Origin of the sequence: Microbispora rosea (assembly GCF_044460045.1) — a bacterium.
In the GTDB taxonomy this organism is placed as follows: domain Bacteria; phylum Actinomycetota; class Actinomycetes; order Streptosporangiales; family Streptosporangiaceae; genus Microbispora; species Microbispora rosea.
In genome coordinates this window covers 1-15,973 of the sequence record NZ_JBITJO010000020.1, presented here as the reverse complement: position 1 = coordinate 15,973, position 15,973 = coordinate 1, and the positions used below count along the sequence as shown (strand labels likewise).

At 71.6% G+C, this 15,973-nt stretch carries 15 protein-coding genes; 11 read left to right on the top strand and 4 right to left on the bottom strand.

Annotated elements, in window-relative coordinates; all coding sequences use genetic code 11:
• The first annotated feature begins 359 nt into the window (after positions 1–359).
• Entirely contained in the window at positions 360–1,094 is a 735-nt protein-coding gene (locus ACIBK1_RS40185; protein WP_051762900.1) for a FadR/GntR family transcriptional regulator, read from the top strand.
• 83 nt (positions 1,095–1,177) lie between these two features.
• Here ACIBK1_RS40185 and ACIBK1_RS40180 read toward each other — a convergent pair whose 3' ends face one another.
• Positions 1,178–1,891: a FadR/GntR family transcriptional regulator gene (locus ACIBK1_RS40180; protein ID WP_076443234.1), complete on the bottom strand. Its 714-nt coding sequence runs from the start codon at positions 1,889–1,891 to the stop codon at positions 1,178–1,180.
• A 429-nt stretch (positions 1,892–2,320) separates the two neighbouring features.
• Here ACIBK1_RS40180 and ACIBK1_RS40175 point away from each other — a divergent pair, with 429 nt between their 5' ends.
• The 3 genes from ACIBK1_RS40175 to ACIBK1_RS40165 are packed head-to-tail and all read left to right on the top strand — an operon-like array spanning position 2,321 to position 6,020.
• The gene (locus tag ACIBK1_RS40175) at positions 2,321–3,403 is read left to right on the top strand and encodes a sugar ABC transporter substrate-binding protein (RefSeq protein WP_030512505.1); all 1,083 of its coding nucleotides are present in this window, start codon (positions 2,321–2,323) and stop codon (positions 3,401–3,403) included.
• Between the two features lie 12 nt (positions 3,404–3,415).
• Positions 3,416–4,981: a sugar ABC transporter ATP-binding protein gene (locus ACIBK1_RS40170; protein WP_051762903.1), complete on the top strand. Its 1,566-nt coding sequence runs from the start codon at positions 3,416–3,418 to the stop codon at positions 4,979–4,981.
• Positions 4,974–6,020, top strand: a complete 1,047-nt coding sequence (locus ACIBK1_RS40165; RefSeq protein WP_030512503.1) for an ABC transporter permease — start codon at positions 4,974–4,976, stop codon at positions 6,018–6,020. The genes ACIBK1_RS40170 and ACIBK1_RS40165 overlap by 8 nt, the downstream gene beginning before the upstream one ends.
• Before the next feature lie 179 nt (positions 6,021–6,199).
• On the opposite strand, the gene larE is transcribed toward ACIBK1_RS40165, so the two are convergent.
• From larE to ACIBK1_RS40150, 3 genes are read right to left on the bottom strand one after another with little or no spacing between them, the layout of a single operon-like run.
• Entirely contained in the window at positions 6,200–7,078 is an 879-nt protein-coding gene (larE, locus tag ACIBK1_RS40160) for an ATP-dependent sacrificial sulfur transferase LarE (RefSeq protein ID WP_396740879.1), read from the bottom strand.
• Positions 7,071–7,784, bottom strand: a complete 714-nt coding sequence (locus ACIBK1_RS40155; protein WP_051762899.1) for a FadR/GntR family transcriptional regulator — start codon at positions 7,782–7,784, stop codon at positions 7,071–7,073. Before ACIBK1_RS40155 ends, larE begins: the two co-directional genes overlap by 8 nt.
• A 1-nt stretch (position 7,785) precedes the next feature.
• Positions 7,786–9,078 carry an L-fuconate dehydratase gene (locus tag ACIBK1_RS40150; RefSeq protein WP_076443237.1) on the bottom strand — a complete coding sequence of 431 codons (1,293 nt, stop codon included), beginning with the start codon at positions 9,076–9,078 and terminating at the stop codon, positions 7,786–7,788.
• A gap of 167 nt (positions 9,079–9,245) precedes the next feature.
• Between ACIBK1_RS40150 and ACIBK1_RS40145 the strand changes: the two genes are divergently transcribed.
• The 7 genes from ACIBK1_RS40145 to ACIBK1_RS40115 all read left to right on the top strand — a co-directional run bounded on the left by ACIBK1_RS40145 (position 9,246) and on the right by ACIBK1_RS40115 (position 15,789).
• Complete coding sequence (locus ACIBK1_RS40145) at positions 9,246–10,094, top strand: fumarylacetoacetate hydrolase family protein (RefSeq protein WP_030512499.1); 849 nt, start codon at positions 9,246–9,248, stop codon at positions 10,092–10,094.
• Positions 10,091–10,828: an SDR family NAD(P)-dependent oxidoreductase gene (locus ACIBK1_RS40140; RefSeq protein ID WP_030512498.1), complete on the top strand. Its 738-nt coding sequence runs from the start codon at positions 10,091–10,093 to the stop codon at positions 10,826–10,828. The genes ACIBK1_RS40145 and ACIBK1_RS40140 overlap by 4 nt, the downstream gene beginning before the upstream one ends.
• Positions 10,825–11,760, top strand: coding sequence for an aldo/keto reductase (locus ACIBK1_RS40135; RefSeq protein WP_051762897.1), 936 nt, complete (start codon positions 10,825–10,827; stop codon positions 11,758–11,760). The genes ACIBK1_RS40140 and ACIBK1_RS40135 overlap by 4 nt, the downstream gene beginning before the upstream one ends.
• On the top strand, positions 11,750–13,006 hold the full coding sequence (gene larA, locus ACIBK1_RS40130; RefSeq protein ID WP_030512496.1) for a nickel-dependent lactate racemase: 1,257 nt from the start codon (positions 11,750–11,752) through the stop codon (positions 13,004–13,006). Before ACIBK1_RS40135 ends, larA begins: the two co-directional genes overlap by 11 nt.
• Positions 13,007–13,088: 82 nt before the next feature.
• Positions 13,089–13,757: a nickel pincer cofactor biosynthesis protein LarB gene (gene larB, locus ACIBK1_RS40125; RefSeq protein ID WP_030512495.1), complete on the top strand. Its 669-nt coding sequence runs from the start codon at positions 13,089–13,091 to the stop codon at positions 13,755–13,757.
• Positions 13,754–14,890, top strand: a complete 1,137-nt coding sequence (larC, locus tag ACIBK1_RS40120) for a nickel pincer cofactor biosynthesis protein LarC (protein ID WP_036409559.1) — start codon at positions 13,754–13,756, stop codon at positions 14,888–14,890. Before larB ends, larC begins: the two co-directional genes overlap by 4 nt.
• 44 nt (positions 14,891–14,934) lie before the next feature.
• Positions 14,935–15,789: an amidohydrolase family protein gene (locus ACIBK1_RS40115; protein WP_396740875.1), complete on the top strand. Its 855-nt coding sequence runs from the start codon at positions 14,935–14,937 to the stop codon at positions 15,787–15,789.
• The last annotated feature ends 184 nt before the right edge of the window (positions 15,790–15,973 follow it).

The window sequence follows — 15,973 nt, the reverse complement described above, 5'->3', positions numbered from 1 at the left end:
GTCATCTGGCGCATCCATCGCCGCGAAACATCTAACCTTTGGCCTGTCCCTGCCCTCAGGGCACACTGATCCAGGTCGGGGCGGGTGGGACGTGGGCGACGGAGGGGAAACCGGGCGTCGCGGGCGGCCACGAGAGGACGGTTGCCCGCACCACCGGGCGGCAGGCCCGCGCGGGACGGCGGCGGGGCAGGCCGCACCCGCCGGGTAGCGGTGGGCGGTCGCGTGCTGTATCCGTAGAGCGGCACCAATTCCCCGACGAGCACGGGCGACGACGCGCGGGCAGGCCGCATCCGCCCTCTGACTGCCCGTGGTGACGGGGAAATCCCCCGCTCCGTCCGGACTTTGGAAACCTACCTGCCATGTCACGCACAGACGATGTAGTGGACAGCATCAAGCGGATGATCCTCGACGGCGTCCTGCGGCCCGGCGACCGCCTGCCCGTCGAGAAGGACCTCGCCGAGTCGCTGGGCGTCTCACGCGGGGCGTTGCGCGAAGGGGTCTCGGCGCTGTCGATCCTCGGCATCGTCAGCACCCGGCAGGGCGACGGGACGTACGTGACGAACCTCGACGCGACGCAGTTGCTGGCTCCGATGGGCTTCGTCGTCGACCTGCACGGCCAGGGCGATCCGCGGCACGTCTACACCGTCCGGCGTCTGCTGGAGTCGGACGCGGCACGGCTGGCCGCGACCGGCATCACCGATGAGGCGCTGTGCCAGGCCAGGGCCCTGCTCGCCGAGTCGGCCCGGATCGTCGGTCAGGCACCCCACGACCACGAGCGTCTCATCGAGATCGACATCGCCTTCCACCGCATCATCGCCGCCAACACCGGCAACCCGGTCATGATCGGCCTGATCGAGGCGTTCGCCCGGCGCACGGTCCGCGGCCGGCTGTGGCGAAGCCTGCACGAGGAGGGCGCGGACCGGCGCACCCACGACGAGCACGTGGCGATCCTGGCGGCGCTCGCGGCGCGCGATCCCGAACGGGCGCGCATCCGGATGGCCAACCATCTCATCGGGGTCGAGGAGTCCCTGCACCGGCTGCCCGACGACGACGCGCCGTCCGGCCCCGTGGCCGACTGCTCTGTGGTGGACTGAGCTGGGTCCAGCCGGAGGCGACGCGGGGTGCCATTCCGGGGCGCGGGGTGACATCCCGGGGCAGGGTGCGATGCCCGCCGTGGTCACCGCACCGGATCCGGGTCCGCGCCGGACCGCGAACGGCCGAGGTTCTCCCGCAGCCAGGTCTCCGTGGTGCTGACGTGCACGAGCGCGGCCGCCTGGGCGAGAGGGGCGTCGCCGGCCGCGAGCGCGCGATAGATGGCTGCGTGCTCGGCGATCGTGCGGCCGGCCGCGTTCTCCTCGACGAGCCCGCGCCAGACACGCGCCCGGAGGGTCCGGCTGGCGATGCCGCCGAGCAGGGCGGACAGGGACTTGTTGCCCGTCGCCTCGAAAACGGCCCGGTGGAAGGCGTCGTCGTGATGGTTGAGCGCTTCGATGTCGTTCTGCGCCGCGATCATGGCGTTGAGATGCCGTTCGACGTCCGCGAGCTGGCCGGCGGTGATCCGGGCGGCGGCCAGACCCGTCGCCACCGGCTCGAACAGGCGCCGCACCTCGGTGATCTCGAGCAGATCGTCGCCCCGCATCATCTCGACGGCGAGACCGACGCCTTCGAGCAGCAGCTCCGGCGAAAGACTCGTGACGTAGGTGCCGTCGCCCCTGCGCACCTCCAGCACGCGTGTGGTCACGAGGGAGCGGACGGCCTCCCTGAGCAGGTTGCGGGACAGGCCGAGCTCGGCTGCCAGCTCCTGTTCTGGAGGCAGCCGGGCGCCCGGGGGAAGCGTCCCGTCCTTGATGCGCTTCCTGATGCGTTCGATCGCCTGCTCGGTCAACGACATACCTGCATTTTGGTATGCCAGGACAGCGGACCTCTACACGGTCCCTCCCGGCGTACGGGGATGCGCCCGGAACCGGCCGCGCCTTCGCCCGACGGGGCGCGTGGCATGGGCGGCCTGGCAGCGAACCCGTCGTGCCGCGCCTTCCAGCAGGGACAGACATGCGATGTGTCCGGGTCTTCCCGCCCCGACGTGGCCAGTCGATACGTCGGATCCCTTGCCGCCGGAAGCCGCGCGAATAACGGAATATCACCATCCTTCCTCAAGGTCTGGACACTGGAGCGGTTTTGAGCATAGAAAGACATCCCATGTCCTGTCGTGATTAGCCCGCTCACGACGAACCTCGCCCATACCCCCCACAGCGGCGCGGACGTCACCCGAGCGTGGCGGTCAGCGAAGGCATGCAGCCGTGGTGCTTCAGAAGGAGAGACGATGGTACGCAGACGGTTCGCACTCGCCGCGGCCTTAGCCATATCTGGGTGCCTCGCCGCGGCATGCGGCGGGAACAGCGGTACGGGAGACGACAGCTCCGGCGGCGGGAACGGCGCGGCGGCGAAGCCGGTCATCGGCGTCGACTACCCGCGTTCCGACACGGACTTCTGGAACTCCTACATCAGCTACGTGCCGAAGTTCGCCGGCGACCTGGGTGCGGAGGTCAAGACCACCAACTCCCAGAACGACATCGCCAAGCTCACCGCGAACGTGCAGACCCTGATGAGTCAGGGTGTGAAGGGCGTGGTGATGGCCCCGCAGGACACCGCGGCGGTGGCCCCCACGCTGCAGCAGCTCGAGAACAAGAAGATCCCCGCCGTGCTGGTGGACACCCGGCCCGACACGGGGAACGCCTTCATGGTCGTACGGGCCGACAACCGCGCGTACGGGGAGAAGGCCTGCAAGTTCCTGGGCGAGAAGCTCGGTGGCAAGGGCAAGGTGGTCATGCTGGAGGGCGACCTGGCCTCCATCAACGGCCGGGACCGCACCGAGGCGTTCAACGACTGCATGAAGCAGAACTATCCCGGCATCACGGTGTTCGGCGAGGCGACGAACTGGGACGGCGCCGTGGCCTCGCAGAAGCTCTCCACCGTCATGACGGCGAACCCCGACGTCAAGGGCGTCTACATGCAGTCGAGCTTCGCCCTCGCCGGCACGCTGCAGGTTCTCAAGCAGCGCGACCTCCTCGTGCCGCCGGACGACCCCAAGCACGTCTTCGTCGTCTCCAACGACGGCATCCCGCAGGAGCTCAAGGACATCGCCGCCGGGAACATCGACGCCACCGTCTCCCAGCCCGCGGACCTGTACGCCAAGTGGGCGCTGTCGTACGCCCAGGCCGCGATCGAGGGCAAGACCTTCCAGCCGGGCAAGACCGATCACGACAGCACCATCATCGAAGTGCGGCCCGGCCTGCTGGAGGACCAGCTGTCCGCGCCGCTCGTCACCGCCGACGGCGGCACCTACGGCGGAATCGCCAGCGTCAAGCACGACGACAAGTCGCTGTGGGGCAACAACCTGAGCTGAGAGGGCGTGGTCATGGAAGAGTTCGCGGGAGGGCCCGCGAGCCCTCCACCCGCCCGTGACGACGGGCAGGTCCGTGCGGACCCGCCCGTCGCCGAGGCGGAGCACATCACCAAGAGGTACGGCGAGACGACGGCGCTGGACAGTGCCCGCATCACGATCAGACCCGGAGAGGCGCACGCACTGGTCGGGCGCAACGGTGCGGGCAAGTCGACCCTGGTCTCCATCCTGACCGGGCTGCAGGCGCCGGACGAGGGCGAGGTCCGCTTCGCCGGCTCCCCCGCGCCGCGGCTGTCCGACCGTGACGCCTGGCGGGAACGGGTCGCCTGCGTCTACCAGAAGTCCACGATCATCCCTGAGCTGACCGTGGCGGAGAACCTCTACCTGAACCGGCACGACCGCAACCGGCTGGGACTGGTCGGCTGGAAGGGCCTGTGGCGGAAGGCGGCCGAGCTGCTGGAGGCGTGGTCGGTGGACGTCGACGTCCGCCGGCCTGCCGGGGAGCTCGGGGTGGAGCAGCGGCAGTTCGTGGAGATCGCCCGCGCGCTGTCGTTCGGCGCGAGGTTCATCATCCTGGACGAGCCCACCGCCCAGCTGGACGGCGCGGCGATCTCCCGCCTCTTCGAGCGGATGCGGGCGATGCGGGAGCAGGGAGTCACCTTCCTGTTCATCAGTCATCACCTGCAGGAGATCTATGAGATCTGCGACACGGTCACGGTGTTCCGGGACGCCCGGCACATCCTCACCGCGCCGGTGGCGGACCTGCCGCAGGGCGAGCTGGTGGCGGCGATGACCGGCGAGGCCGCCGGGCTGCGGGAGCACGCCGTGCGCCCGCCGGTCCCGGCGGAGGCCCCGGTGGTCCTCGACGTCCGGGGCCTGCGCGACGGCGACGTCTACCAGGACGTCGACCTCCGGGTCCGGGCCGGAGAGATCGTGGGGCTGGCGGGTCTGGGCGGCAGCGGGAAGACCGAGCTCGCCGAGACCATCGCCGGGCTGCGCGCTCCCAAGGACGGCACCCTCGAGGTGGCCGGGAGCCGCCCGCGTCCCGGAAGTGTGCCGGCGTCGCTGGCCGCCGGAGTGGGCTTCGTGCCCCGCGACCGTCACCATCAGGGGCTCGTCCCCCTGATGTCCATCGCCGACAACACCACGATGACCGTGCCCGAGCGGCTCGGTCAGGCGGGGTTCGTCAGCGGCCGGCGTAAGGACGCGCTGGCCCGCGAGATGATCACGAATCTCGCGATCAAGACACCCGGCCCGGAACTCCCCGTTTCCGGGCTGTCCGGCGGCAACCAGCAGAAGGTCGTGATGGCCCGCGCCCTGGCCAGCGACCCGCGCCTGCTCGTACTGATCACGCCGACGGCCGGAGTCGACGTCCGGTCGAAGGAGTTCCTGCTCGGCAAGGTCGAGGAGATCGCCGGCAACGGAACAGGCGTCGTGATCGCCTCCGATGAACTTGACGACCTGCGGCTGTGCAACCGGGTGCTTGTGATGTTCCACGGCCGCGTCGTCGCGGAACTGGCCGCCGGCTGGCACGATCACGAGATGGTGGCCGCCATGGAAGGAGTCGACCTCGATGCCTGACAGCACCACCGCTCCCGCCACGACGGGACACCCGCCGAGCCCGTCGGCGCCGGAGGAGGCGGGAAGACGCCGTTCGCCGATCCCCCTGGCGCGGCTGCGGGACTTCGCGCTCGTTCCCGCGATCATCGTGATCGCGATCGTCGGGCAGATCGTCAACCCGATCTTCCTGCAGAGCGACAACCTGATCAACATCCTGCAGACCATGTCGGAGATCTCGCTCCTCGTCCTGGCGCAGACCCTCGTGCTGATCGCCGGCAGGATGGACCTGTCGCTCGAGTCGACCTTCGGGCTCGCCCCCGGCGTGGCCGCATGGCTGACGGTCGCCGCCGGCACGGGACCGGGGCTCGGGCTGCTGCCCGGCGCCTGGGGAATCCCCGTCACCCTCGCGGTGGGAGTGCTCATCGGGGCGGTGAACGCGCTGTTCATCGTCCGCTTCGGGCTCAACGGCTTCATCGTCACCCTGGGCATGCTCATCGTGCTGCGCGGCCTCCTCACGGGCATCTCCGGTGGGCAGACCTTCTTCAACCTGCCGGATTCGATGACCTACTTCGGCTCGGCCATGTGGCTCGGCGTGCCCGCGTCCATCTGGATATGCCTGCTGCTGTTCGCCGTGGGCATCGTGGTCATGGGATTCACCCGGTTCGGCCGGGCGCTGTACGCGATCGGCGGGAACGTCGACGCCGCCAAGGCGGCCGGAATCCGCACCGACCGGGTGCTGTGGATCGTGCTGATCTCCGCGAGCCTGCTGGCCGCGATCGGCGGTCTCCTGCTGACGGGCCGGCTCGCCTCCGTGGCCGCCGCCCAGGGCGACGGCGCGATCTTCACGGTGTTCGCCGCGGCCGTCATCGGCGGAGTCAGCCTCAACGGCGGCAAGGGCACCGTGTTCGGCGCGTTCACCGGCATCCTGCTGCTCTACATGATTCAGAACGTCCTCACTCTCGCGGGCGTCCCCGCGCAGTGGATCCAGGCGCTCAACGGGGCGATCATCCTCACCGCGCTCGCGATCTCCCGCCTCACCGGCGGCAAGTCGCAGGAATGACGAGCAGGGGAGGCCGGATCGCGACGCCGGTCTCCCCTGCTCGTCGCCGCGTACGCCTCCGGGGCGTGAGACGCGAAAAGGCCGGGTGGTTCCCGCTTCGAACGAAGTGGGAATCACCCGGCCTTCTTGGTCCTGGCGCCTTCCGGCTCAGGCCCCTCCCGGTTCCGGCAGGAGGCGCGTCATGAGGGGAGCAGCGGCAGCAGGGCGTTGAGGCGCCCGGACGCGAAACCGGACAGGTCCAGCGAGCAGAAGGTGAATCCCGCGCCGCGGACCGCGGCATCGACGCGCTCGCGCAGCTCGCACGCCCGCGGGATCTCGGTGGCCGGGACCTCGACCCGGGCGAGCGTGCCGCCGGCGTGGGCGCGCACCCGGCACACCGGGAAGCCGAGATCGCGCAGCGCGCCCTCGGCGGTCTCGATCCTGCGCAGGACCTCCGGCGTGACCGGGTCGCCGTAGCTGACCCGTGAGGCGAGGCAGGGCGCGGCGGGCTTGTCCGCGGTGACCAGGCCGAGGCTCCGGCTGACCGCGCGGACGTCGGCCTTGGTGAACCCGGCCTCCACCAGCGGCGCGATGGCCCCGCGCTCGGCCGCGGCCCGCTGCCCTGGGCGGTGGTCGCCGAGGTCGTCGAGGTTGGTGCCGAGCGCGATCCGGGCGCCCATGGCGGCCGCCAGCGGAGTGAGCGCGTCGAACAGCGCCGACTTGCAGTGGTAGCAGCGGTCGGCGCCGTTGGCGGCGTACTCGGGCCTGTCGGCCTCGTCCGTGCACACCTCCAGATGGGCCAGGCCGTGGGCGCGCGCGAAGTCACGCGCCGTGGCCCGCTCCGAGGCGGCCAGACTCGGGGAGACGGCGGTGACGGCCAGTGCGCGCCCGCCGTGCACTCGGGCGGCGGCGAAGGCGAGCAACGCGGAGTCCGCGCCGCCGGAGTAGGCGACGACGACGGCGTCCTCACGGCGCAATCGGGCCATCAGCCGGTCCATGGCGTCGCCCGCAGCGCCCGCCGTGTCCACTCGGCCGGCGTCCGCCGCCGCGTCTCCCCCGGAAGCGGGACGCTCAGCCACGGGCGGCCTCGCCCGCGAAGGCGCCCGAGCCGGTGAGGCTCTCCTCGACGCCGAGGACGTGCAGGGCGGCGTGGAGCCTGGCCCGTTCCGAGTCCCGCGCCAGCAGAGCCCGATAGACGGCCCGGTGCTCCCTGAGGGTGCGATGAACGGCCTCGGGGTCGCTCATGCCCCGCCAGACGCGGGCTCGTACGGTGCGGCCGGACATGTTGTGGGTGACGGCGGCGAGGACGGCGTTGCCGCAATGGGAGGCGATGAGGGCGTGGAAGTCCTGGTCGAGCGCGACGAGTTTCTCGTGGTCGACGGGATCGCAGGCGGCCACCGTCTCGGCCTCGTCGAGCAGGTCGCCCAGGTGGACGAGGTCGGCGTCCGGGATGCGCGTGGCCGCCAGCGCGGTCGCCTCCGCCTCCAGGATCCTGCGCACATGCAGGAACTCCCCCGCCCCGGCGTCGAGATGTATGTCGGCGACGAAGCTCATCCCGTCGAGCAGCAGGTCGGGAGAGAGGCTGGTGACGTAGGTGCCGTCGCCCTGCCGCGTCTGCAGCACCCTCATGGCGACCAGCGCGCGCACGGCCTCGCGCAGCGTGTTGCGGGCGACACCGAGTTGTTCGGCCAGATTCTTCTCGACGGGGAGCTTCTGCCCGGGGCGCAGCTCCCCATCGATGATCATCTGCTTGATCGTGTCGATCGCCGTCTCGATGACGCCCACGTCAGCCTCCCCATTGGTGACCATCAGGGTAGCGGTACGCATCGATCGACTCAGAGTGCATACGAGCGCTGTAACCAGGCTTTTCGGGCAGCAGATAACGGCCGCGCTCGATGCGGACGGGGTCGGTGAAGTGCTCGTGCAGGTGGTCGACGTACTCCAGGACCCGGCCCTCCAGGCTCCCGCTCACGCACACGTAGTCGACCACGGCCATGTGCTGGACCAGCTCGCACAGGCCGACGCCGCCCGCGTGGGGGCAGACGGGCACGCCGAACTTGGCGGCCATGAGCAGCACCGGCACGATCTCGTTGACCGACGCGAGCCGGCAGGAGTCGATCTGGCAGAAGTCGATCGCGCCCGCCTGCAGGAGCTGCTTGAACATGACCCTGTTGTGGCAATGCTCGCCGGTGGCGACACCGACGGGGGCGATCGCCTTGCGGATGGCCGCGTGGCCGAGGACGTCGTCGGGGCTGGTCGGCTCCTCGATCCACAGCGGCTCGTACGGCGCGAGCCGATTGACCCACTCAATCGCCTGGGGCACGTCCCACACCTGGTTGGCGTCGATCATGAGCGTGCGGTCGCCGAGCTCCTCCCGCGCGATCGCCAGCCGGCGGACGTCGTCCTCGACGTTGGCGCCGACCTTGAGCTTGACGTGGGTCCAGCCCTCGGCGACGGCCTCGCGGCACAGCCGGCGCAGTTTGCCGTCGTCGTAGCCGAGCCAGCCCGGAGAGGTGTTGTAGGCCGGGTAGCCGTGCTCGGCCAGCTCGGCGATCCGCTCCGCACGCGTGGGGGCGAGCCGGGCCAGCATCTCGACGGCCTCGGCGGGGGTCAGCACGTCGGACAGGTAACGGAAGTCGCAGGCCGCGACCAGCTCCTCGGGCGTCATGTCGGCGACGAAGCGCCACAGGGGTTTGCCGGCCCGGCGGGCCACAAGGTCCCACGCCGCGTTGAGGACGCCCGCGGCCGACAGGTGCACCACGCCCTTCTCCGGCCCGAGCCAGCGCATCTGGCTGTCGGCCATGATCTCGCGGTAGAGACCGCCGAGGTCGCCGGCCAGCTCGTCCACGTCGCGTCCGGCCAGCCGCGCACCGATCTGCCGGGCGGCGGCCACACACAGGTCGTTGCCCCGCCCGATCGTGAACGTGAGGCCGTGCCCCGCCAGGTCGCCGTCGTCGGTCTCCAGCACCACGTACGCCGCGGAGTAGTCGCCGTCCGGGTTCATGGCGTCCGAGCCGTCGAGCGTCGCGGAGGTCGGAAACCTGATGTCGATCACGTTCACAGAGGTGATCGTCGGCATGGGCGAACTCCAATTGATCCGATGAATATGAATGGAACAGTAGGATCACACCGGGCAAAGGTCAAGGCAAGTCCACCCATATCCGATCAAAGCCTTTACTTCAACCCGATGAATCTGACAGGCTCGGCTCGGCGTATGGCCCTGAGAACCAGCGGAGAGGCAAGATCGTGAAGCTGTTGCGAGTGGGCCCGGCGGGCGAGGAGCGACCCTGCGTGCTCACGCCCGACGGGCGGGTGTTCGACGTGTCGTCGTTGACGGCCGACATCGATGGCGCCTTCCTCTCCGGGGGAGGCGTCGAACGGGTGCGGTCGGCTCTGGCGGAGGGCGGACTCCCGGAGGCGGGGCCGTACGAGCGGATAGGCGCGCCGATTGCCAGGCCGGGCAAAGTGGTGTGTATCGGATTGAACTACTCCGATCATGCGGAGGAGACGGGGGCGGCGATCCCGGCGGAGCCGGTGGTCTTCATGAAGGCGTCGAACACGGTGGTCGGCCCCGATGACGAGGTGCTGGTGCCGCGCCGGAGCGTGAAGACCGACTACGAGGTCGAACTGGCCGTGATCCTGGGCCGTACGGCGCGCTACCTGGAGTCCCCTGAGGCGGCGGCGGAGGTGATCGCGGGGTATGCGGTCTCCAACGACGTGTCGGAGCGGGAGTTCCAGAACGAGCGCGGCGGCCAGTGGGACAAGGGCAAGTCGTGTGAGACGTTCAATCCGCTGGGTCCGTGGCTGGTGACGGCCGACGAGGTCGGCGATCCGCAGGCGCTGGGGTTGCGGCTGTGGGTCAACGGGGAGCTGCGGCAGAACGGCGGCACCAAGAACCAGATCTTCGGCGTGCATCACGTGATCTGGTATCTCAGCCAGTTCATGGTGCTGGAGCCGGGCGACGTGGTGAACACCGGCACCCCGGCGGGTGTGGCGCTCGGCCGTGGCCCGCAGGCCTTCCTGCGGGAGGGTGACGTGGTCGAGCTGGAGATCGACGGTCTCGGCCGTCAGCGCCAGCGGATGGGTCAGGCATGACCCCAGAGTTCGACGGCCTGGTGGCGATCGTCACCGGCGGGGCGTCGGGCATCGGCCGGGCGGTCGCCGAGGAGCTGACCGCCCGCGGCGCCCGCGTCGCCGTCCTGGACCTGAAGGACACCGAGTTCGCCTGTGACGTGACCGACGACGTCGCCGTACGTGCGGCTGTCACGGCGGTCGCGGAGGCGTACGGCCGGATCGACGTGCTGGTGAACAACGCGGGCATCGGCGCGCTGGGCACGGTGGCCGACAACGACGACGCCGAGTGGCTGCGGGTGCTCGACGTGAACGTGGTGGGGGTCGCCCGGGTCACCCGGGCGGCGCTGCCCCACCTGCGCCGGTCCCCGCACGCCGCGATCGTCAACACCTGCTCGATCGCCGCGACGGCGGGCCTGCCGCAGCGGGCGTTGTATTCGGCGTCCAAGGGAGCGGTGCTGGCGTTGACCCGCGCGATGGCGGCCGACCACATCCGCGAGGGCATCCGGGTCAACTGCGTCACTCCCGGCACCGTGGACACCCCCTGGGTCGGCCGGCTGCTGGGCGCCGCGCCCGATCCCCAGGCCGAGCGGGCGGCGCTGGCCGCCCGGCAGCCGCACGGCCGCCTGGTGACGCCGGAGGAGGTCGCCCACGCGGTGGCCTACCTGGCGAGCCCGCGGGCGGGATCCACGACCGGGGTCGAGCTGGCCGTTGACGGCGGGATGTCGGGCCTGCGTCCGAGGCCGGTGACGTCGTGACGGCCGCCGCCGGCGGCCTGGCGGGCAGGCTGGGACGTTACGCGCTCGGCACGGCGCCGCTGGGCGGGCTGTTCGCGCCGGTGAGTGAGGAGGAGGCCGGGCAGACGCTGGCCGCCGCCTGGGAGGCGGGGATCCGCTACTTCGACACCGCGCCGCATTACGGCAGCGGGCTGGCCGAGGAGCGTCTCGGACGGTTCCTGCGCGCCCTGCCGGAGGCCGCCGCCGCCGAGGCGGTCGTCTCCACGAAGGTGGGCCGGGTGCTGGTGCCCGGACAAGGCGAGGAGGAGGGGTTCCCCGGCCGCACCGGTTTCGTGCGGGTGCGGGACTACAGCCGCGACGGCGTGCTGCGCTCGCTGGACGACAGCCTGAACCGCACCGGGCTCGACCACTTCGACCTGGTGTTCATCCACGACCCGGACGACCACTGGGAGCAGGCCGCCGGTCAGGCGTATCCGGCGCTGGCGGAGTTACGCGACCAGGGGGTGATCGGCGCCGTCGGCGCCGGGATGAACCAGGCCGAGATGCTGACCCGGTTCGTCCGCGAGACCGACCTGGACGCCGTTTTGGTCGCGGGACGCTACACGCTGCTCGACCGCTCCGCCGCGGAGGAACTGCTGCCCGAGTGCGAGCGGCGGGGTGTGGCCGTGATCGCCGGAGGTGTGTTCAACAGCGGGATCCTGGCCGGCGGCACCACCTTCGACTACGACGCCGCCCCGCCCGCCGTGCTGGAGCGAGCGCGCGAGCTCGGACGCGTCTGCGCGTCCCACGGCGTGCCGCTGCCCGCCGCGGCCCTGCGCTTCCCCCACCGCCACCCGGCCGTCGCCAACGTCCTGATCGGCGCGCGCAGCGCGGAGGAGATCACCGAGGATCTGGCCCTGGCGGCCTCGGACATCCCGGACGCGCTCTGGGAGGACCTGGACCATGCGGGTTGATCTCGCCTACGGCACCGGCGGCCTGGTCGTGGACCTGCCGGACGACCGGACCACGGTCATCGCCCCGGTCGCCCGGCCCGCCGTGACGGACGAGGCCGCCGAACTGCGCCGGGCCCTGCGCGAACCCGTCGCGGGCCCGCCGCTGCGTGAGCGGGTGCGCCCCGGCCAGACCGTGGCGATCTCCGCCTGCGACGGCACGCGGCCCCAGCCGCGGCACCTGATGATCCCGGCGATCCTGGACGAACTGGACGGGATCGCCGACATCGGCGACGTCGTGATCCTCGTGGCCACCGGCACCCACCGCGGCAACAGCGACGCCGAACTACGCGCCATGTTCGGCGACCAGATCGTGGACAGCGTACGGATCGTCAACCACGACGCGCGCGACGCGTCGTCGCTGAGGTGGATGGGACGCCACGGCAAGGACGTGCCGGTCTGGCTCAACGGGGAGTGGACCGACGCCGATGTGCGGATCACGACCGGCTTCGTCGAGCCGCACTTCTTCGCCGGGTTCTCCGGCGGCCCCAAGCTGGTCGCGCCCGGGCTCGCCGCCCTGGAGACCGTGCTCACGCTGCACGACGCCGCCCGCATCGGCGACCCCCGGGCCACCTGGGGCGTCATCCAGGGAAACCCCGTCCACGACGACGTCCGCGCCATCGCCGCCGCGACCGGCGTCACCTTCGCCCTCGACGTCGTGCTCAACCGCGAGCAGCGGATCGTGCGGGCGTTCGGCGGCGACCTGCTCGCGATGCACACCGCCGCCACGGCCGCCGCCCGCGCCGCCGCGATGCGCCCGGTTCGCGAGCCCTTCGACGTGGTGGTGACGACGAACGCGGGTTTCCCGCTCGACCAGAACCTGTACCAGTCGGTGAAGGGGATGAGCGCCGCCGCCCAGGTCGTCAGGCCCGGCGGCACCATCGTCTGCGCCGCCGAGTGCCGGGACGGCTTCCCCGACCACGGCTCCTATCGGGACGTGCTCACCTCCGCCGCCTCTCCGGAGGCGCTGTTCGAGGAGATCTCCCGCCGCACCGAGACCGTGCCCGACCAGTGGCAGGTGCAGATCCAGGCCCGCATCCAGCGACACGCCAACGTGATCATGCACACGTCGCATCTGAGCGACGCCGACCTGGCCGCCGCCCACCTGGAGCAGACCGGCGACATCGCCGCCACGGTCCGCGCCCTGCCCGGACGGGTCTGCGTCCTGCCGGAAGGCCCCATGACGATCCCCTACCTCGCAGGAGAGTGACCGTGCTCCGCTTCGCCGTGGCGACCGGCGACGACCGGCTCCACGCCACCCCGCCGCTGACCGCCGGACCCGTCGTGCCGGCATGAGCGAGGCACTCGACCTCGGCTTCGCCCGCGTGGATCTCGGCCGCGAGGCGCGCCAGGGGCTGCCTGAGATCGTGTACGGTCCGGGTAAGCGCGTGAGCGAGATCGCCGGGATCGTCACCGCCCTGCTCGGCCGGAACACCGGGCCTGTCCTGGTGACGCGGGTCGAACCCGGCACAGCCGGCGAGGTGCGCGCGCTCGTCGCCGGCGGTGCGTACGACCCGGACGCCCGGCTGCTGGTCTGGCGTCCGGCGCGGCCGGTCGAGCACACCGTGGCCGTGGTCACGGCGGGAACGGCGGACGGCCCCGTCGCGGCTGAGGCGGCGGCCGTCGCCTCCGCGCTCGGCCTGCGGACCGTCGTGGTCAGAGACGTCGGCGTGGCCGGGCTGCACCGCGTGCTCGCCGCCGCCGACGACCTGCGCGCGGCCGACAGCGTGATCGTCGTCGCCGGCATGGAGGGCGCGCTGGCCAGCGTCGTCGGCGGCCTCGTCGAGACACCGGTGATCGCGGTGCCCACCTCCACCGGATACGGCGCGGCGCTGGAGGGCGTGACGGCCCTGCTGGCCATGCTGACCTCCTGCGCCGCCGGGCTGACCGTGGTGAACATCGACTCCGGATTCGGCGCCGCCCTCGCGGCCTACCGCCTCACGAGGAGGACCTGCCGGTGATCCTCTCCCTGAACCCCTTCACCGGACTCGCGGGCGACATGCTGCTCGGCGCGCTGCTCGACGCCGGGGCCTCGCTCGACGCCGTACGGCAGGCGGTCGCCGCGACCGGGCTCACCGGCTGGCGGCTCGACGCCGCACGGGTGCGCACGGGGGCGCTGACCGCCACCCGCGTTCATATCGAGGTCGACGACGACGCCACCGAGCGCCCGGCCGCACAGCTGATCACGATGGCGGCCCGGACCGGTCTGACCGTGGCGGAGACGGCGCTGACCGCGATCGCCGAGGTGGAAGGCGCACTGCACGGCGTCCCGCCCGCCGACGTCCACCTGCACGAACTCGGCGGGCACGACACCCTGATCGACATCGTCGGATGCGCGGCGGCATTGCGCGATCTCCGGGTGACGCGCGTGCACTCCGCGCCGCTGCCGCTGGGCGGGGGCACGGTGCACACCCGCCACGGCGTGCTGCCCGTTCCCGCTCCCGCCACGCTCGCGCTGCTGAAGGGGGCGCGGGTGCGGGGCGGGGAGGCGGGAGAGGCGGTCACGCCCACCGGGGCGGCCCTGCTGCAGGCGATGGGCACCGCGTACGGCCCGGCTCCGGAGATGGCCCTGCGCGCCACCGGGTATGGCGCGGGCGGCCGCGTGCTGCCCGACCGGCCCAACGTGACCGTGGCCATGCTCGGAGAGCCGGTGGCCATGCCCGGAGAGCCCGGGGCCGGGGAAGGCACGCAGATCGTCCTGTCGACGAACCTCGACGACGTGACCGGGGAGGTTCTCGGGCACGTCATCGACCGCGCCCTCGCGGCGGGCGCGGCGGACGCCTGGGTCACGCCCGCCGTCATGAAGAAGGGGCGCCCCGCGCACGTCCTGCACGTCCTCACGGCCCCCGAGCTGGCCGACGACCTGCAGACCCTGGTCTTCGCCGAGACGGGGAGCCTGGGCCTGCGGCGCGGCATGGTGGAGAAGGTCGCCCTCCCCCGGCACTTCGAGACCGTACGCCTGCACGGCCGGGACGTCCGCATGAAGCACGGGCCGTGGGGGGTCAAACCCGAGTACGACGACCTGGCCGCGTTGGCCCAGGCGACCGGCAGACCCTTGAGGGAACTGACACGAGAGGCATTCGACGCGCTGTGACTTCCGATGCGACTCCCCCTGCGACTCCCCCGGCGGCTCCGGCTGTGACCCGCATCGACGCCCACCACCACCTGTGGGATCTCTCCGTGCGCCCGCAGACGTGGCTGGACCCCCCGGAGATGGCTCCCATCCGCCGCGACTTCGCCCTCTCCGACCACGCCTCCGCCACGGCCGGAACGGGCATCGGCCGCTCCGTGCTCGTGCAGGTGCTCGGCGACGCGGAGGAGACGCGCGAGTTCCTGGCGCTGGCGGCGCGGTCGCAGACCATCGCCGCGGTGGTGGGATGGGCCGACCTGACCCGGCCCGATCTCGCCGACGAACTCGCCGCCCTGGCCGCCTCGCCCGGTGGCGCCCTGCTACGCGGGATCCGCCACCTGGTGCAGGGCGAGTCCGACCCGCGCTGGCTGACCCGCGACGACGTGCGCCGCGGGCTGCGGCAGGTCGCGGACGCCGGACTCGCCTACGACCTGCTCGTCCTGCCGCACCAGCTGCCGGCCGCGATCGAGACCGTACGCGCCCTGCCCGAGCTGACCTTCGTCCTGGACCACCTCGCGAAACCGCCGATCGCGTCCGGAGAGCTCGACCCCTGGGCGGGCCTCATCCGTGAGCTCGCCGCGGAGCCCAACGTGACGGCCAAGCTCTCCGGCCTGATCACCGAGGCGGCGTGGGACGACTGGAACGCCGGCGCGCTGCGCCCGTACGTCGACGTGGCGCTCGACGCGTTCGGCCCGTCTCGTCTCATGTTCGGCTCGGACTGGCCCGTCTGCCTCCTCGCCGGCTCTCTGCCCCTCTGGGCCGAGACCGTCTCGGCGCTGCTCACGGATGCCGGGCTGACGGCCGCCGAGCAGGATGCCGTCTTCCGGGACACGGCGACACGGGTCTACCGCTTGGAGGGGTGAGCGCCCGGGACGCCGGCCGGACCGCCTGAGGCGTCCGGCCGGCGTCGGTGGGGTCAGGGCTTCGTGGGGTCAGGGCTTCCTGGTCAGGCTGTGGTGAGGTCGAAGCGGTTGACGGTGACCGCGCCGCCGAGGGATTGGGTGGCGTAGTTGAAGATGGCGAATCGGTAGCCCATGAAGAACTGCC